Origin of the sequence: Mucilaginibacter sp. PPCGB 2223 (genome assembly GCF_001705515.1) — a bacterium.
GTDB lineage: Bacteria > Bacteroidota > Bacteroidia > Sphingobacteriales > Sphingobacteriaceae > Mucilaginibacter.
In genome coordinates this window covers 72,168-96,655 of sequence record NZ_MDJS01000004.1, presented here as the reverse complement: position 1 = coordinate 96,655, position 24,488 = coordinate 72,168, and the positions used below count along the sequence as shown (strand labels likewise).

The window sequence follows — 24,488 nt, the reverse complement described above, 5'->3', positions numbered from 1 at the left end:
GATATAGCAAGGTGAAGGCTGACATCAGAGTTGCACTTGTAGGTAACCCCAATACCGGTAAATCAACGCTTTTTAACGTACTTACAGGCCTTAACCAAAAAATTGGAAACTTTCCGGGTGTTACCGTCGATAAAAAAGTAGGTTACAGCAGCCTGCCTGATGGCCGCACGGCCGAGATTGTCGACCTGCCCGGAACCTACAGTCTGTACCCCAAAAGCCGCGACGAATCTATCGTATTTTCGGTACTGGCGGATAAAGCCAACGAGCTAAGCCCCGACCTGGTGGTGATCATTTTAGACGCTACCAACCTGAAACGCAATCTGCTGCTCTATACTCAGGTGGCCGACCTGAAGATACCGGTCATCATTGCCCTCAATATGATGGATATGGCAAAGAAAGCCGATATCGACATCGATGTAAACGGCTTTGCGGAAAAGCTTGGTGTGCCGGTGGTGCCTATTTCGGCACGAAAAAACGAAGGGATTGTACAACTCAAACAGGCTATCGCTTTTGCCAATAAAGTTGCCCTGCAGCAGGATAGCATCGATATCGAATCTATTGCGCCACAGCTGATCGGCCGCATCAGGCAGGATATCCATATCGATAACGATTACTTTGCCCTGCAGCTGGCGCACCAGCACGAAACGCTGACGTTTTTAAGTAAAGAGCAAAGCGACCACATCGAAGAACTGGAAAAAGAATACTCTTTCCATTCGCAAAAAGCACAGGGTGCCGAAACCATTGCCCGGTATAATTTCATCAACGACCTGCTTTACGATACCGTTACGCAAAAAATAACCGCCGAAGACGAGACCCTCAGCAACCGGATAGATAAAGTATTGACGCATAAAGTTTTCGGCTTTATCATCTTCTTTGCCATCCTGATGTTTATATTCCAGTCGATATTCGCCTGGTCGAAATACCCGATGGAGCTCATATCCGATGGATTTACGTGGACGCAAACCGCGCTGCACCACTACCTGCCAGTTGGTCCGCTCACCAACCTGCTATCCGACGGCATTGTCGCAGGTTTGAGCGGGGTAATGGTATTCATCCCGCAAATCACCATCCTGTTTGCATTCATATCGATACTGGAAGATACCGGCTACATGTCGCGTGTTACGTTTATGATGGATAAGATCATGCGTAAGGTAGGCCTGAACGGTAAATCGGTAGTGCCGCTCATCGGCGGTTTTGCCTGCGCCGTGCCATCCATCATGAGCACCCGCACCATCGAGAACTGGAAGGACAGGATGATCACCATCATGGTTACGCCGCTGGTCACGTGTTCGGCCCGTTTACCGGTTTATACCTTGCTCATATCGCTGGTAGTGCCTAATAAAAACGTTTGGTGGATATTCAATATGCAGGGGCTTGCCTTAACGGCGATGTACCTGTTTAGCCTGGTATCGGCAGTGGTGGTGGCCTGGGTGATGAAGCATGTGCTGCGCGCCCGTGAACGCGGCTATTTTATTATGGAACTGCCCGTATACCGTATGCCCCGCTGGAAAAACGTGGCGCATACCATGTACGACAGGGCTAAAACCTTTGTGATCCAGGCAGGCAAGGTCATTATAGCCGTATCGGTCATCCTGTGGGTGCTGGCATCGTTCGGGCCGGGCCGGCAGATGGATAACATCGAACAGAAATATAAACAGCCTCAATTCGCTGCTTTGAAAAAAGCTGCCCCCGATAGTGTACAGCGGATGATCGCGTCCGAAAAGCTCGAAAACTCTTATGCCGGTATGCTGGGCCATGTGATAGAGCCCGTGATCAAACCGCTGGGTTTCGACTGGAAGATCGGTATTGCGCTGATTACTTCATTCGCTGCGCGCGAAGTATTTGTGGGTACCATGGCCACCATGTACAGTGTAAACGGCGATGCCGAAAAGATGGAATCGGTACAGCAAAAGATGGGTAACGCCCGTAACCCCCAAACCGGCGAACCCGTATTTACGCTCGCTGTGGCTATGTCGCTCATGATGTTTTATGCCTTTGCCATGCAATGCGCCAGTACCGTGGCTGTAGTATACCGCGAAACTAAAAACTGGCGCTGGCCGGTTGCACAATTCGCTTATATGACGGTGTTAGCCTACCTGGCGAGCTTCATTACGTATCATATCTTGAAATAAAGTAATTTTCCCGTCACAGCCTTTGCGGAATAGCTATCGATCGCCGATATTTGCTATTGAGGTAAAATTGGATAAAGTAAAAATTCTGGAAACGTACCTGCCGCCTAAGGCAGCGCCGTTGATTAGCCGCTGGATAGATTATTTTTTTTGTGAGTTTAAAGTGTCGCGAAACCGAAACTCCAAGTTTGGCGATTACCGGCACCCTTTTGGCGGGCAAGGACACCGCATTTCGGTAAATTACGATCTCAACCCTTATGCTTTCCTGGTAACAACCGTGCACGAATTTGCGCACCTGCACACCTGGAACGAACACAAAAATAAGGTTAAACCCCATGGCGCCGAGTGGAAGGCCAACTTTAAACGGATGATGCAACCTTTTTTCGAGATGGATATTTTCCCACCCGATATCAAACACGCGATCGTAAACTACCTGAACAACCCGGCGGCATCAAGCTGTTCCGACCTGAACCTGTACCGCTCACTGCGTAAGTACGATGCGCCAAAACCCGATCATCTCACCATCGAGAAACTACCGGCGCATGCCCTGTTCAAGATCAAAGACGGCCGTATCTTCCGCAAACAGGAGCGGGTGCGTAAACGCTACAAATGTATCGAGATAGACAGTAAACGTATTTACCTTTTCAGCCCGGTTGCAGAGGTACAACTGATCGAAGAATAAAACAAAGCCTTGTTGTCGTTGTATTTTCAGAATAAGGAGATACAATGAAGCCATTATATTTTTCTGTGGATAACAACAAACCCCTGATGGTGGTTCCCGAAACCAAAGTCGAACTGGATGGTCATCCTGTCATTTCGGTCAACTACCATATTTACAAAAAACATCAGTATGATTACGATGCGGAACCGGTAAAAAAAGATAACCCCGACTACATGGGCTATATCACTTTCGAAATACCTGATAAAGTATTCTCGTACACGGCCGACGGCTACCAGGAACTATCGAGCGATGAAGTACGCGAAGCCATTGAAAAGATTACCTATTACCGCGAAAACCCCGAATTGTGGAATTTGTGAGTTAGGGATTTTGTGTAACTTTAGGTATGAGAATATCTTTTATTGCGCTTTTATTAGCGTTTTTTGCAAATAGCGTTTTTTCAAACAAAATAGATAACCTAAAAACAGACAAGGATGTCGCCGATTTTATTATATCTCTCAGTCCCAACATTCAGAAAGGGCAAGATCGGGTCAAATTTATCATAAAACCGACTGATGTATTACGCAAAGAACTGGCTTGTGATGGTATTGCTGAAAAATGGCAGATCAACAATTGGGAAAAATTCGATTTTAATGAAGACGGGCTTACCGATATTATTGTAACCAGCCATTGGTATAATTATGATGTATATGTGGCAATGGATAACGGAGACAACACTTTTAAACTATTTAAGCTATCGCATGATGTTTTTGAAAAATGTAAGTTGGGAAAACCTGCAACCATCAATAATCATCCCGCATTGTTGTTTTACCAAGTTAAACAGGAACCCGATCGTACGCGGGTTTTTAATTACAAACAATACGGACAGATAGATACACTTATCTATAAATACGGAGCTTTTATTGAAAAAAATGAAAAGCCAGCTAGGTATGCTATCGACTCGATAATCGTCAAAAACTCATCATGCCTGGGTAGCTGCCCCTCTTTTACTTTAGCTATTAATAAGGATAGAGATGCTTTATATCATGCAAATTTCTATAACCCTGTCGATGGGAAGTTTACCGCGAAAATCGATAAAGCCGATTACATCGGCATCATCGCCTTGATCAACTATATAAGCATCAAAAACCTCAAAGATCATTACGCCGTGCCCTGGACAGACGATCAAACCGCGACTTTACGGATCAGGTTTAGGGATGGTTCTGTAAAGGAAATAACCGATTATGGCGAAGTTGGTACCTTTGGCTTAAATAAGCTGTACAAAATGTTATCCGCATTGCGTACTAGCCAAAATTGGGCGAAAAGCGGTAAAATTCTTTAATACCCCAGCAACCTCTCCATCATCTGCGCCAACCTTGCCTTTGCCAAAAACTGCTCTTCCAACTCCTTATTCATTGGGATGGCCGTATCTAAGCTGGCGCAACGCACAATTGGGGCATCCAGGTAAGCAAAACAGTGTTCGGCTAAGTGTGCTGCTATCTCGCCGCCAAAACCGCTGGTCAGGGTATCCTCGTGCAATATCAAAACCCGGCCCGTTTTCTTTACACTGGCTTCAACTGCATCTGTATCCCAGGGCTGTAAACTGCGCAGGTCGACAATTTCGATAGCGGTTTCCGGATGCTTATCGGCATATTCGATGGCCCAGTGTACCCCTAAGCCATAGGTGATAATGCTGGCTTTGGTTCCCTCACGGATAATTTTTGCCTTGCCGATCTCGATGGTATAATAATCGTCCGGTACAGGCTCGCTTAGGCTCCGGTACAGGTATTTATGTTCGAAATAGATCACCGGGTTGGGGTCCTCAATCGCAGCAAGCAGCAAACCTTTGGCATCGGCAGGGAAAGCCGGATAAACCACTTTTAATCCCGGCGTTTTGGTGAACCAGGCCTCGTTACTTTGCGAGTGGAACGGCCCTGCGCCGGTGCCTGCGCCCGTCGGCATGCGTACCACCACATCAACGCCCTCGTTCCAGCGGTAATAGGTTTTGGCCAGGTTGTTTACGATCTGGTTAAAGCCGCAGCTGGCAAAATCGGCAAACTGCATTTCCATCACAGCCTTATAACCGTTGATGGATAAACCCATCGCCGCACCCACAATGGCCGATTCGCATATCGGTGTATTGCGTACCCTGCCGCGGCCAAACTCCTCCACAAAGCCTTGGGTTATTTTAAACGCACCGCCGTATTCGGCAATATCCTGCCCCATGATCACCAGGTTATCAAACTTGCGCATCGCCAAACGCAGCCCATCGCTAATGGCATCCAGGTAGCGTGTTTCGGTTTGTTTATTTGTGGCGGGATTTATCGGTTTAAAGCTGAAAGGCTTGTAAACATCCTTCAATTCGTGAAACAGGTCGGGCACGATATCCGCTTCGGTAAATACCTTTTCAACCTGCTGCTCTATCTGCTGTTTAAACTCGGTGCGTATTTGCTGTATCTGTTCGGGTGTGATGATGCCTTCATCAAGCAAATATTCCTCATAGTTAGCTATCGGGTCTTTCAACGCCCACTCGTCCATCAGGTGCTGTGGTACGTATTTGGTTCCCGATGCTTCCTCGTGCCCGCGCATCCTGAAAGTCATACACTCTACCAGAACAGGTCTCGGCTTAACGCGGATGTCTTCGGCAATTTCGCTGATGGTATGGTAAACTTCCAGAATGTTGTTGCCGTCTATCTGCCGGCCTTCCATGCCATAACCCACAGCCCGGTCGATTAAATTTTTACAGCGATATTGCTCATTAAGTGGGGTGGATAGCCCATAACCATTATTTTCGATCAGGAAGATAACCGGCAGGTCCCACACCGCGGCCACGTTCAGCGCTTCATGAAAATCGCCCTCGCTCGTAGCTCCTTCTCCGGTAAAAACTAATGTAGCATGCTGGTTCTGTCCCAGAACATCGGCCAGGGCAATACCATCGGCCAGAGCAAGCTGCGGCCCCAGGTGCGATATCATCCCGATGATCTTATATTCCTGTGTACCGAAATGGAACGACCGGTCGCGCCCCTTGGTAAAACCGCTGGCCTTGCCCTGCCATTGCGCCATCAATCGCGAAAGCGGGATATTGCGTGTGGTAAAAACACCAAGGTTACGGTGCATGGGCAAAATGTACTCATCGGTATGCATGGCCAGGGTGCTGCCAACGGCAATAGCTTCCTGGCCGATGCCCGAAAACCATTTGCCTATACGGCCCTGGCGCAGTAAAATGAGCATCTTTTCTTCAACAAGGCGCGGCCACAGCAGGTTTTTGTAAAAACTGGTAAGGGTATAATCGGTTAATTGCCTGCGGTCAAAAATCATAAAAGTAAAACTACGTAGTTTTTAAAATCTTCCTATTTTTGGTTTTCTCTGTTACTGTCGATTCCATGAAAAATAAATACCTTTTTCCTTTGTGCCTGTTGCTGGTTATTGTTTTGGCAGCCCGCGCAAGCGATTACTACCTCATACCCAATAACTTTTTCCTGCACAAGGGCGAAAAACTCATCCTGCGTTTATTATTAGGGGATTATTTCGAGAATGAGAAAGGTGTACAATACCAATCGGCAGCTACCGCAAAGCTGGTATTACACACCGGGTCAAAAAATACGGTCGACTTAAAGGGAATTGCCAAAGATGCAGATTCTGCCATATTATCCAACTATAAATTGGAAAATACCGGCCTGCAACTCATCGAGATGGACCAGGTGTACCCGGTGGTTGAGCTCGACAGGGCAGCGCTGATCAAAGAGCTCGACCAGGAACAGCTCACCAAGCTATCCGAAAAAGCAAGCGCGTCCTTTCAGCAAGACATCCGCGAGCGCTACACCACTTACCTTAAAACCCTGTTTACCGTCGATAAACCTAATGGCACAGTATTCAACAAAGAACTCGGCCAAACGCTCGAGATCATTCTCGAAGAAAACCCCTACAAATTAGGTTATGGTGATGATGTGACCGCCCTGGTGAAATTTAAAGGCGCGCCTCTGGCCAATGCCCATGTGGATTTGGTGGTGAAGACCTCCGCCGGCAAGATACACCCCGAAAGGTTAGCCAGCGATGCTTCCGGCCATATCACTTTTAAACTCAGCCTCGAGGGTACCTACATGCTGCGCACGGTGAATATCGATGTCACCAAAGCCAAAGATGTCGACTACGAAAAATGGGGCGCCGCATATACTTTTGCTTTTGCCAATACGCGTAAACTGCCCGATGCTTACTGATGTTTTAGAAGCCGGAGTCATCCCGAACTTGTTTCGGGATCTCACATGCTAATCACCGTTGCCATTTTCATAACACGCCCTGACGAATACGTCATAAACACATGGGTATTTATGGGTATTTTTACGTTAATTCTGCGACTCCATTATCAAAATCATAATTCTCCGGCTCGCCCGGTTTGCTATCAATATACGATTTTTTGGTTAAAAATGAAAGTGAAATTTAGCCGGCAGACTCCCGCTTAGTGTGGAAATATTCCGCGCAGTTGTTGTCCTCACCAATAACTTCTTCAGATTAAAGCGTCCACACCTGTAGCGCGAACATATTACTTTTCCTCCTGTGTTTCCTTCGCCGCTTTCTCAGCCTCTTTTTGCTGTTTTTTCAACTCCCGCCGGGCCCGGCGCTCGGCCCGCCGCTGTTTACGCTCGGCTTTGCGGATGGCCCGGGTAGCTTTATTAGCCTTCATTTCGCCGAGGCGCTGTTTTACGCTTTGCTCGGTCTGCTTATCATAACCGCCGCATTCTTTCAGCCCCACCCACAGGCTCTTCCACATCAATGTAAATATCGACCAGCGCGGCACCCGGGGTAAAAATACGTTGGCTATCCGTACAGGTTCGTTACCGGCAGGGTTATCCCGTTTAATGACCAGCGCATTGGCGAACAGCGACATAATGCTCATCTTTTTCAACCGGTTGGTATTGTCGCTGCTATCGCGTTTTAAAAGCGCCACCCGCAGGTCGTTATACAGCACCGAGAGCTTGCCCCGTGCCTGTTGTTTATCGGCCAGGTAACTAAAGCTCAACTGCTTCTCTTTGCCCGATGCTATCTTGACCATCCCCAGCGGAATGGCTACCGGGTTTACTTTTTTCAGGTCCATCGCACCTAAACTGCCCTTAAAGCTAAAAGGCATATTATCGTCGCCCAGTTTAAAACTAAAATCTACATTCAGCTTCGCCACATTCATGAAATAGCTTTCGAGCTTTGCTGTGGCCATGCTGTTTTTTTGCAACGCAGCTTTGTTATTGGTGAGATTATAAAGGTACCCGCTGGTATTGGCGAAAATTACAGTGCCTGTCTGTTTCGATTTATTGTTCAGCTCGGTATACAATACCGATATCTTTTGGGCGTGTATGGTGTCAATCTTCAGGTCGATGCTGAGCCTTTTCAGCATCATTTGCGGGAAGTTCGGGCTGTTATCCTTCGTCGAATCGCCCGGTACGGGGTTAGCAAAAAGCTGGAAACTACCCGTATTCAGGCTAAGGTTGGCGGCAAAAAGTTTGTGGTATTTGCTGTAGGTTTTAAAATCGAACTTGTTCAGCTTAAGCGAATCGAGCCTGATGGTATAATAATCGGCATGGCTGTTTTTAAAAAAGCGCATGGCCGGTTCGGTAGGCAAAAAGCTCATCCCGGCAACATTTAGTTCCGACGAGCGTGTCGAGAATCTTATTTTCTTAACCTGGTAGGTATATCTCTCATCGTAACTTGTTCCGGAGTAATTATTCAGCTCGGCGCTCACATCATCGCAAAACAAAAAACGCTTTTGATTGAACTGCGTTACCGGATCGAGCAGAAAATTGGTCGCGGCAAAGTTTAGCTCCTTAAATGCCATCGAATCAGTTTTGGCGCCATCGTGGTTAACATATTTCAGCTTTACATCGTTCAGCAAAATACTCTGGATATGGACCGATTTTAACAGTTTGGATATCAATTGATAAGGTGTCTTTTTGTCTTTGAGCACCGTATCCTGGCTGCGGTTCTGCTCGTAGCTTACCACAACTTCGGGTTCGGTAATTTCCAGTTGATCAATATCCAGCTTTTTTTGAAAATAAAGCATGAACGGATGCACATGTTTGATCACCAGGCGCCGTATCTTAACCTCGTATAAACTGTTGGGAGCCAAGCTGGCTTTTTTAAGGCGGCTGTAAACCGCTGTGTCGGGGTGCAAAACCAGGTTGCTGATTACGATCTTACCCTGCAGCACATGTAAGTTGGCTTTCGTAAAATCGAGCGAGTAAAGACTGTCGGTACTGGTTAAAACGGTACTTTTAAGTTTGTGATCGAGCTTTGGAGAGAAGTAGAAGTTAATAGCGCAGCCAATAACAATTACCAGCGCAGCAGCCGTTATTAATATCCTGAAAAGTACACGCTGCCAGCGCTTTTTTAAAAAACTAATTGCCATAGGTTTTTGCACCACTGCAATATATCGAATTGCTGTGGTACTTTATTACGTTTTTTGAGCAGATAAGTTTGTGAATGCGGCAATTGTTTGGTCTTCAATTCACTGAAAAATTACATTCGTGTGCTGACAATATGTCACCCGGTGTAATAAATTTTATATCTTTGCACTTCAATTTTTACAATGACAGAGTTAGATATCCCGGTTAAAACGCACGATGAGAGCAGGCAGGGCGAAGCTTTAATGTTAGAGCAGCCCGAAAACAGGAATGGGCGTAAACTATATATTGAAAGCTACGGCTGCGCCATGAATTTTTCGGACAGCGAGATCGTAGCGTCTATTTTGTCGGAAAAGGGGTTCGAAACCACTAACGATTACAAAAACGCCGATGTGGTTTTTATCAACACCTGCTCCATCCGCGAAAACGCCGAAACGCGCGTTCGCAACCGCCTGAAAGAGTTTAAGTGGGCCAAGGATAAAAACCCGGGCATGGTGGTCGGCGTATTGGGCTGTATGGCCGAGCGCCTTAAATCAAAATTCCTGGAAGAAGAAAAGCTGGTCGATGTGGTAGTTGGCCCCGATGCTTACCGCGACCTGCCTAATCTGATCGACCAGGTGGATGGCGGGCAGCGTGCGGTTAATGTTTTGCTATCACGCGAGGAAACCTATGCCGATATCAACCCGGTACGGCTGAACAGTAACGGCATCAATGCCTTCGTATCTATTATGCGCGGCTGCGATAACATGTGTTCATTCTGTGTGGTGCCTTTTACCCGCGGCCGCGAACGCAGCCGCGATGCGCATTCCATCATTAAAGAGTGTACCGACCTGTTTAACGAGGGATATCGCGAGGTGACGCTGCTTGGCCAGAACGTCGACTCGTACAAATGGACCGACGAGGCCACCAACGAGCATGTGAACTTTGCGCGTTTGCTGGAGTTAACGGCTTTGGTTAATCCCGAGTTACGCGTACGTTTCTCTACTTCGCATCCGAAAGATATTACCGACGAGGTTTTGTATACCATCGCCAAATACGATAACATCTGCAACTATATCCACCTGCCGGTACAATCGGGCAATACCCGGATATTGGAAATGATGAACCGTACCTATACCCGCGAATGGTATATCGATCGTATCGACGCTATCCGCCGGATACTGCCCGGTTGCGCCATCTCGACTGATGTGATTACCGGCTTCTGCACCGAAACCGACGAAGAGCACCAGGATACCGTGAGCATGATGGATTATGTGCAATACGATTATGCCTACATGTTTATGTACTCGGAGCGCCCGGGCACGCTGGCCGCCAAACGCTATGCCGACGATATCCCGGAAGATGTAAAAAAAGCACGCCTGCAGGAGATCGTGGCCAAACAACAGCAGTATTCGCATGTACGTTTACAAAGCCAGCTGGGCAAGGTGCAAAGGGTACTGATTGAAGGCTACTCAAAAAAATCCGACCAGGACTTTTGCGGCCGTAACGACCAGAACGCCATGGTGGTGTTTCCTAAGACGGAAGGTTACAAACCCGGTCAGTACGCCAACGTATTGGCCGAGAAGTGTACTACGGCTACGTTGATAGGGAGGATTATTGAGTAGTATTGCGTAGTGAGTATTGCGTATTGTGATAAAATTAAATTGTGTGATGAGTGCGTTTGCCGACGGAGATTGATCTCAATACGCAATACGCATATCTCAATACTAACAAATGGAAATACAAGAAATAAAACAGCGCTTCGGCATCATCGGCAACTCGCCTTTGCTGAACCGGGCAATAGATATAGCAAACCAGGTTGCGCCCACCGATATTTCGGTTTTGATAACGGGCGAGAGCGGTAGCGGTAAAGAAGTTTTTTCGCACATCATCCACCAGATGAGCCCGCGTAAGCATGGGCCGTTCATCGCGGTAAACTGCGGTGCGATACCCGAGGGTACCATCGATTCGGAACTGTTCGGCCACGAAAAAGGCGCTTACACCGGCGCCGTCGGCGAGCGTAAGGGTTACTTTGAAACCGTTAACGGTGGTACTATCTTTTTAGACGAGATTGCCGAGATGCCATTAGGCACCCAGGCCCGTTTGCTGCGTGTGCTCGAGTCGGGCCAGTATATCAAGGTAGGTTCGTCGAAAGTTGAGAAGACCAACGTACGTGTAATCGCCGCAACCAATGTCGATGTTTACGACGCGGTAAAAAACGGCAAGTTCCGCGAGGATCTGTACTACCGTTTAAATACCGTGCCGCTTCGCATTCCGCCATTGCGCGACAGGAAAGAAGATATTTATCTGATCTTCCGTAAGTTTACTTCAGACTTTACGGCCAAATACCGCAGCCCGCCTATCCAGTTGGACGATGCCGCACAGCAGGTGCTGATCAATTATTCGTGGCCGGGCAACGTGCGCCAGCTAAAAAACATAGCCGAGCAACTGGCTGTACTGGAGCGCGACCGCGCTATTACGGCGCAAACCTTGCTCACCTATATCCCGCATGAGCAGGGCAGCCGCAATTTGCCTATGCGTATCGAAAACCAGGGCAAGGAAGACCTGTCCGAAAGGGATATCCTTTACAAGGTGCTGTTTGATATGAAGCGCGACATGGTCGATCTGAAAAAGCTCGTTGCCGATATCATCGAGCATGGCGGCGGTGTGGCTCCTCAAGGGTATACCAGCGGTAACCAGCAAACCATTAACCAGCTTTACCGCGATATTGAGCTGCCAAACGGCGCCGACCAACAATTTACTATCCAGCAACCCGTTCATGCTAAAAACGATAACTTCAACATTACCCACGAAGCTGAGGAAGTTGAAGAGTCGTTATCGCTGGTCGAAAAGGAATCCGACCTGATCCGCAAGGCGTTAAAAAAACACAAAGGCAAACGCAAGCTTGCCGCGCAGGAACTGGGGATATCCGAACGTACCCTCTATCGTAAGATAAAGGAACTAAACTTATAAATACATGAAGTATCTGTTTTATTCTTCGGTTGCTGTTTTACTGTTGTTCGTGCAATCATGCTCCATAAAACTGAGCGGGGCATCTATACCTCTCGAGATGAAAACCCTCGATGTGGAGTTTTTTGAAAACAATGCACCGTTGGTTGTCAATAATCTGAGCCAAACGTTTACCGAAGCATTGAAGCAAAAGATACGCTCGGAAACCAGGTTGAAAATTGTACGTACCGAGGATGCCGATGCCGTTTTATCAGGAAGTATTACAGGTTATAGTATCGCTCCGGCAGCGGTTCAGGCGCCGGTAGGTAATACCGCGCCGATAGCCAGCTTAACCCGGTTAACCATTACCGTAAATGTAAAATATGTAGTTAATTTAAAAGATCCGGCTGCAAAGGGCTACAGTTACGAAACAAGCTTTTCGCGGTTTAAGGACTATGCCGGCGATCTTTCTACGCAGGAGCAAGCCCTGATCACCGATATTACTAAACAGCTTACCGAAGACATATTTAACAAAGCTTTTGCAAATTGGTAGCTAAAGCCGTATTTTCAACCACGTGGAAAGCATATTAAACAGCGGGCAAAAGAATTTCTTTGCCGATATTATCGCAAATCCGGATCATATTGGCGAACAGGATATTGAGAAACTCGAGAGCCTGATCGATATGTTTCCGCATATGGGTTTGCTGCATGCCATGCTCGCCCGTGCCACAAAAAATAACCACGAAGCATTTGAACCAAAGCTTAAATCGGCTGCGGCTTATGCACCCGAACGCCCGGTACTCTATAAAATAATTAATACACCCGAAAAATTATCGCCTGCCGAACCTGCGCAGATAGGCGGTGTGTTTGCCGGTACGGTATTACATGTACCGCGGGTTACAACCTCAGATTATATCAATACAGAGGTTGCAGAAATATCAGACGAATACCAGGCCGAACCGGTACAAGAGGAAACTCTTGCTCCTTTAGCCGGAGGAACCCCCACAGAAGAAAAGCCCGCCGTATCCGAACCTGCACACGAACATGCCGAACCTGCATACCTGCCGGTTGATATGCCTGATGACGACCTGGAGAACTTTGATGAGGAAGAATACCTGCCCCTTGACGAGGAGGAAGATACGATCAACTTTTTCCACCAGCCCGATGAGACCCCCGAAACCCTTGTTGCCCGGGAGGCGGAGGAAGAACCAGTTGAATACAAGTTTTCGACCGAGATAGACGACGAGGTTTTTGATGAGATAACCGGTATTGACGATATCCGGTTTGAGCATCCTTCAAATGCTGAACCGGTTATAGGTGATGCTGATGCCGGGTTTGATTTCGGGGCCGAGGTAGCCGGTGCAGTTGCTGCAGGGAACGAAGAAGACGATGAGATAAACGAATTACCTGCAAAGCACGTATACCCGGAAGAAGCTGATCATGACGATGAGACCTCAGTACAACCCACCGCTATAGCAGATGAAACCGAACAGGCCTATGTTGACCTGGAGCAGGAAAGCAGGTTGTTCGAAACAGCGGATGATGTGGCGGGAACATCACAAACCGAAACTGCGGCACAAATTGAAGATGATCACCTGACAGATAATTTTGGCGATGCCATGGCCGCGGCCTTAGCCGAAGGTTTCCAGGCAGGGAATATTGTTGCCGAAGCCGGGCCGGTTAAACCTGAACCAGTAGCTGTTGAACCCATACAGGCTGCCCCGGCGCCCACAGCAGGTATCCCGCCGGCAGCGGCTGTCGCTGTGGTAACCGAACAGCCGGTTGCAGAAGAGGATAACAGCACCGTATCGCGGTATAACGACGAAACTATGCCGTATACCTTTATGTGGTGGCTCGATAAAACGCGGCAGGAGCATGCCGATACCTATCAGCCTTACGCATCGTACAAAGTACCGCCAATGCCTAAGCCGGTAAAGGTTAACGTACCCGATAAATTACAGCAGCAGTATTACGAAAATATTTTCCATTTAACCACGATCGAAGACCTGGATAAGAACGTGGTTAAGCCAGCCGAAGAAACACCGGTAAAACATAAGGAGGATGACATTATCGACAGGTTTATCCAGGAAGAGCCGCAGATGAAACCACCGAGCCTCGATAAGATCGATAACGAAAACAAGGCACGTAAAAGCTCAGAGGATGAGGACGCCCTGGTATCCGAAACGCTGGCCAATATTTATATCGACCAGATGCTATATCACAAAGCCATATCTACTTACAAAAAATTGTTGTTGAAATTCCCGGAAAAAAGCAGTTACTTTGTGGCCCAGATCGAATTATTAGAAAAGAAATCAACTAAATAAACAAAAAATGTATTTTTTATTATTCCTTGCCGTTGTTGTATGTGTGTTGTTAGGTGCCATTGTGTTGATACAAAACCCTAAAGGAGGTGGCTTATCATCTAACTTTTCAAGCTCATCGCAATTATTAGGCGTGCAAAAAACCGGCGATATCTTAGAAAAAGGCACCTGGATTTTGGCCGTTGCCTTAATGGTATTGTCGTTAGCTATTAATGTGATTGGCAAAGGCGGCAGCGCTAAAACAGATATCAGTAACCAGCAGCAGATAGAAAAATCATTAACACCTTCTAACAATACAGCAACGCCTGGTAAAGCAGCGCCGCTGCCGGTTGTTCCCAACCCTAAAAAACCATAAAAGGCATAGAATAGCATAAGAAAAAGACTTAGGTACCCGACTTAGGTCTTTTTTTGTTTTAGAACCACCTGACACCTTGACACGGCGTTGTTAAGGTTAAGTTAAGCTATTTTTATAGTTAATGTAATTTTGACAAGTCGTGCGCCAATATGTACGTTTGGGCGCCCTTGGCATAATTGATGCTGATAGGGTACTGTAACATTTATAAATCAATACAATTAAATAAGTATAACTATGTCGTTAAAAATTAAACCTATTGGAGACAGGGTGGTTGTTGAAGCTGCCGCTGCCGAAGAAAAGACCGCTTCTGGTATCATTATCCCAGACACTGCCAAAGAAAAACCTCAGCGCGGAACTATTGTTGCTGTTGGCGATGGAAAAAAAGATGAGCCTTTAACCGTTAAAGTAGGCGACCAGGTTTTATACGGTAAATACGCCGGTACCGAAATTACCTACGAAGGTAAAGAGTATCTGATCATGCGTGAATCCGACGTTTACGCGGTTCTGTAAATTTAATTCGTTGTAAAGTTGAAATGTTTTAAGGTTGAAAAGTTATCAGCCGCAAAAAACATTACAACATTCAAACTTTCAAACATTCCAACAAAAAAATTAAAAAAATGGCAAAACAAGTTAAATACAATGTTGAAGCGCGCGACGCCCTGAAACGTGGTGTTGATATTTTAGCAAACGCAGTTAAAGTAACCTTAGGCCCTAAGGGTCGTAACGTAATCATCGATAAAAAATTCGGCTCGCCGGCAATCACTAAAGACGGTGTAACCGTAGCTAAAGAGATCGAACTGAAAGACGCCCTCGAAAACATGGGTGCTCAAATGGTTAAGGAAGTAGCCTCGAAAACTGCTGATATTGCAGGCGATGGTACTACTACGGCTACTGTATTGGCCCAGGCTATCGTAACTGCAGGTATTAAAAACGTAGCTGCAGGCGCTAACCCGATGGATCTGAAACGCGGTATCGATAAAGCTGTTGAAACTGTGGTGAAAAACCTGCAGGCACAATCGCAAACCGTTGGCGAAGACAATAACAAAATCAAACAGGTTGCTTCTATCTCGGCCAATAACGACGAGGTGATAGGTGCGCTGATTGCCGAAGCAATGGAAAAAGTTGGTAAAGACGGTGTGATCACTGTTGAAGAAGCAAAAGGTACCGAAACCGAAGTTAAAACTGTTGAAGGTATGCAGTTCGACCGTGGTTACCTTTCGCCATACTTTGTAACCAATGCCGATAAAATGGAAGTGGAGTTGGATAACCCTTACATCCTGATCTACGATAAAAAGATCTCATCGATGAAAGAGTTATTGCCAATTTTGGAAAAACAAGTACAAACCGGCAAACCTTTGCTGATCATTGCTGAAGACCTGGACGGTGAAGCCTTAGCTACCCTGGTAGTGAACAAGATCCGCGGCTCGCTGAAAGTTGCTGCCGTTAAAGCTCCCGGCTTTGGCGATCGCCGTAAAGCTATGCTGGAAGATATCGCTATCCTGACCGGCGGTACCGTAATTTCGGAAGAAAGAGGTTACAAATTAGAGAACGCCGACCTGTCGTATTTAGGTACTGCTGAGAAAATCGTTGTTGATAAAGACAACACAACCGTGATCAACGGCGCAGGCAGCACCGACGAGATCAAGGCCCGCGTTAACCAGATCAAAGCTCAGATCGAAACTACCACTTCTGACTACGACAAAGAAAAACTGCAGGAGCGTTTAGCTAAATTATCGGGCGGTGTTGCCGTACTTTACGTAGGTGCCGCATCGGAAGTGGAAATGAAAGAGAAAAAGGACCGTGTTGACGACGCTTTACACGCAACCCGCGCTGCCGTTGAAGAAGGCATCGTGGCTGGTGGCGGTGTAGCTTTCATCCGCGCAGTTGAATCGTTGAAAGACCTTAAAGGCGATAACGAAGACGAAAACACCGGTATACAGATCATCCGCCGCGCTATTGAAGAGCCGCTGCGCCAGATCTGCGAAAATGCAGGTATCGAAGGTTCGATCGTGGTGCAAAAAGTTAAAGAAGGCAAAGCCGACTTTGGTTACAACGCACGTACCGATAAATATGAAAACCTGATCGGCGCCGGTGTTATCGACCCGACTAAAGTTGGCCGTGTAGCTTTGCAAAACGCTGCTTCTATCGCTGCGATGTTGTTAACCACCGAGGTTGTTCTGGCCGACGAAGCTTCAGAAGAGCCTGCTGGCGGCCATAACCATGGCGCAATGGGCGGTGGCATGGGCGGCATGATGTAATTCAAGTCCAAAAAATAACACTGTATAAAACCCTGTATGCAATTGCATACAGGGTTTTGTTTTTTATACACTGCTGATATTGTTAAAATGGCAATTTTCAGTGTGTTATGTAACAATAATATATCATTTTTAAAATTCTGTAAAACAGGTTAAACGTATTTAGCTTAAAACGGTCTATCTCCTAAAAAAGGCACAACGTTTGATATTTTACGGGTATGAAAGCGATAAGTGAAAAAACCAAACAAGTATCCAACCTCATCATTGGGTGGGCCATTATTGAAGGGCCGCAGTTATTTGTAACTCTCTTCAGATAAAAATACCTTTGCGGTATGGATTGGAAGAAATTTTATGCCGCAGCAACTGATTGGGTTATTAACTATGGGCCGCGAATATTAGTCGGCGTTGTAGTTTACCTTATAGGCCTCCGAATTATCCGCACCGTTAAAAACAGGGTGCGCGGTAAAATGACCCAAAAACAAATACATTCCTCACTCCAGCCCTTTCTTCTCAGTTTAAGTATAAGCGCACTGCATATATTGCTCGCCTTGCTGGTAATGAATATTGTTGGCATAGGTGTCACTATTTTTGCTACTCTTGCCGGCGCTATTACGGTAACTATCGGTTTAGCACTGTCGGGTACACTGCAAAACTTTGCCGGTGGTGTTTTTATATTAATTTTAAAACCATTCACTATCGATGATAACATCATCGCCCAAGGTGTTGACGGGGTAGTAACCTCGATACAGGTATTTTATACCGAAGTGCTCACCGGTGATAATAAAACCGTGATCATACCCAACGGCAAGTTGTTTAACGAGATCATTACCAATGTAACGCGCGAGGGCCACCGGCGTATCGATTTCGAGATCAAGCTGGGTTACATTGTCGATATCGAACAGGTCAAATCGCTCATTATACAAGCCATCCAAAAAACCGAAAACATATCACCCTCGCCCGAACCTGTTGTCGGCGTATCGGCCATGGAACTGGATGGCGTGCGCATCATCACCAAAGTATGGGTCAAAACCGATCAGTTCGGTGCAACCAGCCTCGATCTGCATGAGAATGTTTTAACCACGCTAAAAGGAGCGGGCGTTAAGTTGCCGGGGTTGTAACCTGTTAAGTCAATCAGGATGCCCCTCATGCCATTTCGACGACACGATCTTTATATGAAAGCTATACCTGTCATTTAGCCCGAACATACGAGAACTTAATAAGGTTTTGCCAATGTCGGTGTCTTCACCGAAATTAACATGAGGCTGTCCATATCCCGTTTATATCTTCTGTTTGGCTTTTAACTCGAGGTATTTGTTGATGGTATTCACCGTCAGGTTTTGCGGTGCCGTGAGTATGGATTGTATACCGTGTTTAGCCAGTTCTTTTACGATCAATTTCTTTTCGTAAGCAAACTTTTCGGCAATGGTTTTAATGTAGATGCCCTCCACGTCGGCAGCCGGCGTTTCGCTTAGTGTTTTTAGTTCGGAGTTTTCAAAAAACACCATCACCAGCAGGTGAAATTTTGCAATGCGTTTTAAAAAGGGCAACTGGCGCTCCAATGCCGACATGCTTTCGAAATTGGTGAAGAAAACGATAAGGCTGCGCTGTTTTAAAGTATTGCGCACGATGTTATACAGCAATTCCATATTGGTTTCAAGGTAACGGGTCTTCTCTTTATACAAAACCTCCATTATCTTGTTCAGTTGCGTTGGGCGGCGCTCGGCGGGGACTACTGCACCTTTCTTCTCGGCAATAGTGATCAACCCGGCTTTATCTTCTTTAATTAAAGCCACGCTCGATAATACCAGGCTGGCATTGATGGCGTAATCCAGCAGGCTCAGGCCATCAAAAGGCATTTTCATAACGCGCGATTTATCGATGATGCAATACACATGCTGCGATTTCTCGTCGGTGTAGTTGTTCACCATCAGGTCGCCGCGCCTGGCAGTGGCTTTCCAGTTCAGGGTACGGTAGTCATCGCCGGGTACATAGTTTTTGATCTGTTCAAACTCCATGCTGTGCCCGATGCGGCGTATTTTTTTGATACCATACTCGCTTAACCGGTTTGATATGGCCATCAACTCGTATTTACGCATCTGTAAAAACGAAGGGTAAACAGGCAGGTTCTGGGCCTGTTCAAAATTATAGCGGCGGCTTACCAGGCCGATAGGCGATGTAATATAAACCCTTAATGCGCCAAACTCGTATTCGCCGCGCTTCGTCGGTCGCAGTTGATAGTTCAGTAACTTATGCTGTCGCGATTTTAAACCGGTATTAAACAGTACGTCGCGTTTTTGAAACTGGTGCGGTATCTCATCAATAATACCGGCAGCTATGTTAAAAGAGTAAAAGTTCTCGATGTAAATACCTATCTCGTTTTCGTCGCCGTTGCTTAAGCGCTCGGGAGCATGGCGGCGGGCAAATATGCCCTTTGGCAGGCGATAAAGCATCCAGGTATCAATAAGTAACAGTAATAACAACGCTGTAAACAGCACCATGGGGATATCGCCCAGCCACGAAAAGAAAAACGAAAGCAAAAACATGATCACCACCAGGCCAATGCATATAAACAGCCGGCCGGGCAGAAACAGGTTTTTATAAAAAAGGTTAAATGCCGATTTCACTTACCGTGGGATTTCAATTTTCTGTATGATCTGAGCTACCACATCGTCCGGGCTAACACCCTCCATTTCCTTATCGGGCGTAAGCATAATACGATGTCGCAACACTGCAGGCGCCACCCATATCACGTCTTCGGGCGTGATAAAATCGCGGCCCTTCATAGCGGCCATTGCTTTGGCGCTGTTAACAATAGCTAATGATGCCCGTGGCGAACCACCTAAGAACAGCGATTTATTACTGCGCGTTTCGTGAATGATCTTAGCCACAAATTCCAGTATTTTAGGTTCGACATACAGGCCCCGTACAAGCGCACGTAAGCCAATAATATCGCTTACGCTCAGCACCGGTTTAACCTCGGTAAGCTGCGCGGCGGTAGTTTGCCGGTGTTGTTGTGTGATGATGGCGATCTCTTCTTCAAGCGATGGGTATTTGATCTCTATCTTAAACAAAAACCTGTCGAGCTGGGCCTCGGGCAGGCGGTAGGTGCCTTCCTGCTCAACCGGGTTTTGTGTGGCCAGTACAATAAATGGCTCGTTCATTTTATAGGTTGTGCCGTCGATGGTTACCTGGCGTTCTTCCATAGCCTCGAACAATGCCGACTGGGTTTTGGCCGGTGCGCGGTTGATCTCGTCGATCAGGATGATATTGCCGAATACCGGGCCGCGTTTATATTCAAAATCGGTGGTCTTGGGGTTAAAGACCGAGGTGCCCAGCACATCGGATGGCATCAGGTCGGGCGTGAACTGTATGCGCGAGAACTGTGCGTCGATGCTTTTGGCTATCAGTTTTGCGGTGAGCGTTTTAGCTATGCCCGGCACACCTTCGATCAGGATATGCCCGTCGGCTAAAATACCTGCGATAAGCAGGTCGATAACATCGTGCTGCCCAACGACAATCTTACCCAGTGTATCCTTAATCTGTATAACCGCCTGGCTTAATTTGCTCAAATCGGTACGTTGTTCAAAAAACTCTTGTTCCATATGCTTTATCTGGATTGAATATAAAATTGTTCGATATTGCGGTTGAAGGAGATCAGGTCGTTATCGCTGATGTATACGCCCGAGCGGATGATGTTGATCTGGTTAAAAAGCTGGTGTAAAAGGGCAGTATCCGCCCCGCTTTTCTGCGAAAGTACCTCAACGAGCTCTTCGTTAAGTAAATTGGTCCGCAGGTAATAACGTGTACGGATATATTCTAAAAAATACACCGCTTTTTTTTGTGCGATATTGCTGTTGTTACGCTGCTCGTAGTATACCTGGCCAACCACGTTAACAAAATCAACACTGCTGTTGCGCAGCGGCTCGATGATGGGGATGATGCGCTGGCGCCGTTTCATTTCGTACAGCACAAAAATCGCCATGGTGATTAAACAAATGTAATATGCCGTACGCAATGACGGGTTACGCAAAAAAACACGCATTAAAGATTCATCCCCGTCTCTACCCTGTGTATAAAATTCGTCCCAGATAACAGTTGGCCTGTTTTTCGATGCAACTGATAACGCTTTTGCAACAAAATCGGCCCCTTGCGGCTGAAGCATAGTATAATTAGTGAATAAAAAAGGATTGGTGCACAGGTATAACGATCCCTCGCCAAACTGATACCTGATAAGGGTGCTTTTGCCGTTGCTGTTTTTGGCTATTACATAGGTTTTGGCGGTATCAAGTTCATTAAAATATTGCTGTCCGAGCCTTTTAAAAGCATAATGTGTTGTGCTGTCAAATCCGGGGCTGATGAAATTGATACTCGGCAAATAACCATTGCCTGAGTATGGTTGGCTGGTGCTTAGCTTTAATTCTTTTTCAAGTTCGTTACCAAATGACGATGCAGAAATAAAAACATCATTGCCCTGTTTGATAAACCGGGTTAGTTTGCCATAATCATAGTCGGTAAGTTTTAAATTATCAGTTATAATAATGTAGGCTGCATTTTTAAAATCATGATCGGCAATAACATTGTAAACAGGCTCGCGCATCTGTATTACCCTTGCACCTTTAAATATATCCGGCAACTGATTGTATAAAATATAAGTGCCCAGCGGTATCTTATCGGTATTAATCAGGGTTGGGCTCCAGTCGATGGGTTTCGGCTTATTGTATTCTGCAACCAGGTAAAATCCTACCAGAACCGACGCTATAATGATATAAATCTTCAGGTCTTTCATATCATCATGCGTTTAAAATCCTGGAAAAGTATACTGATGTTCTGAAAAGCATTTCCGTCTATCAAAAAATTACCGTACCAGGCGTACTCAAACTGCCGGGTTAACAAGCTGAATGATCGCCGTAATTCGTCGCTGGTAAGCTCATTTATATATGCGGCGTTCGTTTTTTCGAGCTGCCAGTGTATCAGTTGCGCATCATTCAATTGCTTTAAGCTGCGCAGGTATAGCAACCTTATGGCCAAACGGTAATTGCGGTTGTTAACGGCATGTTCGATCTCTTCATCGAAATTAATTTCATGAATGTTTTCGAGCGATTCGGCGTAGGGGATCTCAATTTTTTTGGATGCGCCCCTGAATACCTGCATCACATCAATACCCGCCATTTTTAAAACTACATATATTAAAAAGCCAATAGCAGCGATAATCAGCACGTATTCGACAATGGTAAATATCCTGCCGCCGTTAAAACTATTGCCGAAGATATCTCCAAGCCGCCCCCAAAGCCATCGCCAGAATCTGGTCCAGAGCGATTCTCCGGATAACTTTGCATTATCGTATTGAAAGTCCTTATCGCGGGCATAGCGTTTTAGCGCTGTGCTATCAAAGTTATGCAGGTTTACTTTTTCTGTATCGATATGTAGTACCTGTTGTGCATGCGGCGCTGTTTTTTGAGGTTTAGGACCACAATATGCGCCATATGAAAAAAGAAGCAGGAGGATGATCAGTACCGGTTTGGGCATATTGTCAGTATTCTTCAGATGTAGAGTCATCCGGTACATCGGTTTTGCCGAAAGAGTCGATACGGTCAAGCAAACCTGTGCTTTCCTTGATCTCGTCCAGGCTAAAGTAACATAAAGAATAAGCTGTCGCCGGCACAGTATATAGAAACAGGATGAGGCTTTTGAGAAAACCCGATACAATGGTAACAGGTAAGGTTACTTTTTTTGTACTCACCATCATTTGAACCACAAGCAGTATCTGGCCCGGTACAGCAAGGAAGAAGCCTACAAAACCTACAATAAGGCCTATCACAAAAATCACCCCGAAGGTTTGCCACCAGTAATCCTTGATTAGTTTAAAGCTGCGACCCCATGCATACGAGAACGAAGCGTTTTCGAGTACGATGATAGGTAGTATCAGGGCAAAGGGGGGGATAAGATAGATGCCAAAACCACAAAGCATTAAACTGAATATCATGATAATACCTACCAGTAAACCACTGCCCAGCACCCTGAAAAAATAATACTTAAAATATGCCCATACTTCTTCTACCGTTGGTGGCATGTTGCCTTTTTCGCGATAGAGCGATATGTAGCAAAAAGTTGTAAGATAAACGCCTATATAAGATAACATAGTTGAAACACACAGGAAAAAGACCCTCAAAAAATAATCGGCTCCCAAGGGCTCGAAGGGCTGAGGAGCATCGGGGTTCATTTGCAGGGTGCGCGCTGTATTAAAGGCCGAAAAAATGGAATCGTCTATTAAAACATTGGTTAAAAATGTTACAGCTATAAAAAAACCACATATAACAGCAACGGCTTTAAACAAGGGTTTAAAGTTTTCGCGGATGAAACCCAGCGTATCGCTTATCAATTGTCCAAAGTCGCGTGTTTTTCTTAACTCAATAGTCGTCTTCATTATCAAGGGTGTTTTTAAAAGTTAGCTTGTGTGACAGCCTTGCCGGATAAATAACTACATACCAGGTAATAAATGCCGCCGAGGCCGATAAAATACTTATACTTAACCACAATGGCATGCCTGTATGCCGGGTAACAAAACCTTCAAAAAAAGCTGCTACAATAAATATAGGCACTACGCCCAGGGCCATTTTTATACCGTCCTTAGCTCCCTGTTTGAAAGATTGTAAACGCGAGTAAGTTTTGGGAAATAACAAGCCGTTGCCCAGGGTAAGTCCGGCGGCGCCGCTTATTACTATGGATGATATCTCCAGCGTGCCGTGTATCCATATCACTAAAATAGATTGTAATCCAAGCCCTTTGCTGAAAAAATAATATTCAAACGAACCCAGCATCAGGCCATTTCGCAAAAGCTGGAAAACCGTTCCTACCGAAAAAAAAGCTCCCCAACAAAATACCAGGAACGAGTAGTAAATGTTATTAGCGGCAATGCCCATAAACATCAGCGCGGGGCTTTCCTGCTTATAAACGCCAAACGGATCGCCTTTGGCTATGTTGTCATTGGTCATGTTAACATAACCATCGCCTAATATCAGGCGCACAAAGGTATTATCGTACTTTGCCGATACAACGCCTATCAATGTGAAAACTACTGTAAATATGAAGGAATACAACAGTTGGCGGCGGTATTTATAAAAGATAGCCGGCAGTTCGGCGGCCCAGAACTCTAAAAAACGATTGCCTTTTTCCTTTTTGTTTTTATAAATAGACTGATGAAACCTTGCCGCCAGCCCGTTAAGGTATTTTGTTGTGTTCGATTTTGGATAAAATGTTTTGGCAAAAGCCAGGTCGTCGGTAATAGCTATAAAGCGCTCTGCAAGTTCGTCCGGGTCGGTCGTGGCCGAGTTTTCGTATTGCTTCCAGCGTTCGGTATTCTGTTTTACAAATAAAGCTTCACGCATATTTGCCGTTCTATTTTTTCGTTAAAATAACAACAAATAATTAATGTTTATATAAATATTTCGAGGTA

The 24,488-nt window shown here is 46.0% G+C and carries 21 protein-coding genes; 13 read left to right on the top strand and 8 right to left on the bottom strand.

Going from position 1 to position 24,488, the window contains the following annotated elements; genetic code table 11:
* The first annotated feature begins 11 nt into the window (after positions 1 to 11).
* From feoB to BEL04_RS18780, 4 genes are all read left to right on the top strand, one after another.
* The gene (feoB, locus tag BEL04_RS18795; protein ID WP_066006371.1) at positions 12 to 2,132 is read left to right on the top strand and encodes a ferrous iron transport protein B; all 2,121 of its coding nucleotides are present in this window, start codon (positions 12 to 14) and stop codon (positions 2,130 to 2,132) included.
* A 67-nt stretch (positions 2,133 to 2,199) separates the two neighbouring features.
* Positions 2,200 to 2,811, top strand: coding sequence for a SprT-like domain-containing protein (locus tag BEL04_RS18790; protein WP_066006370.1), 612 nt, complete (start codon positions 2,200 to 2,202; stop codon positions 2,809 to 2,811).
* A 44-nt stretch (positions 2,812 to 2,855) separates the two neighbouring features.
* Positions 2,856 to 3,167 carry a hypothetical protein gene (locus BEL04_RS18785; protein ID WP_066006369.1) on the top strand — a complete coding sequence of 104 codons (312 nt, stop codon included), beginning with the start codon at positions 2,856 to 2,858 and terminating at the stop codon, positions 3,165 to 3,167.
* A gap of 26 nt (positions 3,168 to 3,193) precedes the next feature.
* Entirely contained in the window at positions 3,194 to 4,129 is a 936-nt protein-coding gene (locus BEL04_RS18780) for a DUF6438 domain-containing protein (protein WP_066006367.1), read from the top strand.
* Here the strand turns inward: BEL04_RS18780 and BEL04_RS18775 are convergent.
* Positions 4,126 to 6,105, bottom strand: a complete 1,980-nt coding sequence (locus BEL04_RS18775) for a thiamine pyrophosphate-dependent enzyme (protein ID WP_066006365.1) — start codon at positions 6,103 to 6,105, stop codon at positions 4,126 to 4,128. The genes BEL04_RS18780 and BEL04_RS18775 overlap by 4 nt on opposite strands.
* A 65-nt stretch (positions 6,106 to 6,170) precedes the next feature.
* Here BEL04_RS18775 and BEL04_RS18770 point away from each other — a divergent pair, with 65 nt between their 5' ends.
* Positions 6,171 to 7,004: a DUF4198 domain-containing protein gene (locus BEL04_RS18770; protein WP_066006364.1), complete on the top strand. Its 834-nt coding sequence runs from the start codon at positions 6,171 to 6,173 to the stop codon at positions 7,002 to 7,004.
* Positions 7,005 to 7,327: 323 nt separating this feature from the next.
* Here BEL04_RS18770 and BEL04_RS18765 read toward each other — a convergent pair whose 3' ends face one another.
* The gene (locus tag BEL04_RS18765) at positions 7,328 to 9,181 is read right to left on the bottom strand and encodes a hypothetical protein (protein ID WP_066006362.1); all 1,854 of its coding nucleotides are present in this window, start codon (positions 9,179 to 9,181) and stop codon (positions 7,328 to 7,330) included.
* A gap of 180 nt (positions 9,182 to 9,361) precedes the next feature.
* Here BEL04_RS18765 and miaB point away from each other — a divergent pair, with 180 nt between their 5' ends.
* From miaB to BEL04_RS18725, 8 genes are all read left to right on the top strand, one after another.
* Positions 9,362 to 10,780 carry a tRNA (N6-isopentenyl adenosine(37)-C2)-methylthiotransferase MiaB gene (gene miaB / locus BEL04_RS18760; RefSeq protein WP_066006360.1) on the top strand — a complete coding sequence of 473 codons (1,419 nt, stop codon included), beginning with the start codon at positions 9,362 to 9,364 and terminating at the stop codon, positions 10,778 to 10,780.
* Positions 10,781 to 10,889: 109 nt separating this feature from the next.
* Positions 10,890 to 12,128, top strand: a complete 1,239-nt coding sequence (locus BEL04_RS18755) for a sigma-54-dependent Fis family transcriptional regulator (protein ID WP_066006359.1) — start codon at positions 10,890 to 10,892, stop codon at positions 12,126 to 12,128.
* A gap of 4 nt (positions 12,129 to 12,132) precedes the next feature.
* The gene (locus BEL04_RS18750; protein WP_066006358.1) at positions 12,133 to 12,657 is read left to right on the top strand and encodes an LptE family protein; all 525 of its coding nucleotides are present in this window, start codon (positions 12,133 to 12,135) and stop codon (positions 12,655 to 12,657) included.
* A 22-nt stretch (positions 12,658 to 12,679) separates the two neighbouring features.
* Positions 12,680 to 14,428: a hypothetical protein gene (locus BEL04_RS18745; RefSeq protein ID WP_066006353.1), complete on the top strand. Its 1,749-nt coding sequence runs from the start codon at positions 12,680 to 12,682 to the stop codon at positions 14,426 to 14,428.
* A gap of 7 nt (positions 14,429 to 14,435) precedes the next feature.
* Positions 14,436 to 14,780 (top strand): preprotein translocase subunit SecG, encoded by a 345-nt coding sequence (secG, locus tag BEL04_RS18740; protein ID WP_066006351.1) that lies wholly within the window; start codon positions 14,436 to 14,438, stop codon positions 14,778 to 14,780.
* Between the two features lie 234 nt (positions 14,781 to 15,014).
* Positions 15,015 to 15,290: a co-chaperone GroES gene (gene groES, locus BEL04_RS18735; RefSeq protein ID WP_066006345.1), complete on the top strand. Its 276-nt coding sequence runs from the start codon at positions 15,015 to 15,017 to the stop codon at positions 15,288 to 15,290.
* Between the two features lie 107 nt (positions 15,291 to 15,397).
* A complete protein-coding gene (groL, locus tag BEL04_RS18730) occupies positions 15,398 to 17,038 on the top strand; it encodes a chaperonin GroEL (RefSeq protein ID WP_066006344.1) in 1,641 nt (546 codons plus the stop codon).
* A gap of 329 nt (positions 17,039 to 17,367) precedes the next feature.
* Positions 17,368 to 18,153: a mechanosensitive ion channel family protein gene (locus BEL04_RS18725; RefSeq protein ID WP_066006343.1), complete on the top strand. Its 786-nt coding sequence runs from the start codon at positions 17,368 to 17,370 to the stop codon at positions 18,151 to 18,153.
* 159 nt (positions 18,154 to 18,312) lie between these two features.
* Here the strand turns inward: BEL04_RS18725 and BEL04_RS18720 are convergent, their stop codons facing one another.
* Genes BEL04_RS18720 through BEL04_RS18695 form a run of 6 tightly spaced genes read right to left on the bottom strand, consistent with a single transcriptional unit; the run spans position 18,313 to position 24,420 of the window.
* A complete protein-coding gene (locus tag BEL04_RS18720) occupies positions 18,313 to 19,659 on the bottom strand; it encodes a DUF58 domain-containing protein (RefSeq protein ID WP_066006339.1) in 1,347 nt (448 codons plus the stop codon).
* On the bottom strand, positions 19,660 to 20,637 hold the full coding sequence (locus BEL04_RS18715) for a MoxR family ATPase (protein ID WP_066006337.1): 978 nt from the start codon (positions 20,635 to 20,637) through the stop codon (positions 19,660 to 19,662).
* A 5-nt stretch (positions 20,638 to 20,642) separates the two neighbouring features.
* Positions 20,643 to 21,821, bottom strand: a complete 1,179-nt coding sequence (locus BEL04_RS18710) for a DUF4350 domain-containing protein (RefSeq protein ID WP_066006335.1) — start codon at positions 21,819 to 21,821, stop codon at positions 20,643 to 20,645.
* Positions 21,818 to 22,591 carry a DUF4129 domain-containing protein gene (locus BEL04_RS18705; RefSeq protein WP_139113108.1) on the bottom strand — a complete coding sequence of 258 codons (774 nt, stop codon included), beginning with the start codon at positions 22,589 to 22,591 and terminating at the stop codon, positions 21,818 to 21,820. The genes BEL04_RS18710 and BEL04_RS18705 overlap by 4 nt, the downstream gene beginning before the upstream one ends.
* Positions 22,566 to 23,459, bottom strand: coding sequence for a hypothetical protein (locus BEL04_RS18700; protein ID WP_066006331.1), 894 nt, complete (start codon positions 23,457 to 23,459; stop codon positions 22,566 to 22,568). The genes BEL04_RS18705 and BEL04_RS18700 overlap by 26 nt, the downstream gene beginning before the upstream one ends.
* Entirely contained in the window at positions 23,443 to 24,420 is a 978-nt protein-coding gene (locus tag BEL04_RS18695) for a stage II sporulation protein M (RefSeq protein WP_066006328.1), read from the bottom strand. The genes BEL04_RS18700 and BEL04_RS18695 overlap by 17 nt, the downstream gene beginning before the upstream one ends.
* Between the last annotated feature and the right edge of the window lie 68 nt (positions 24,421 to 24,488).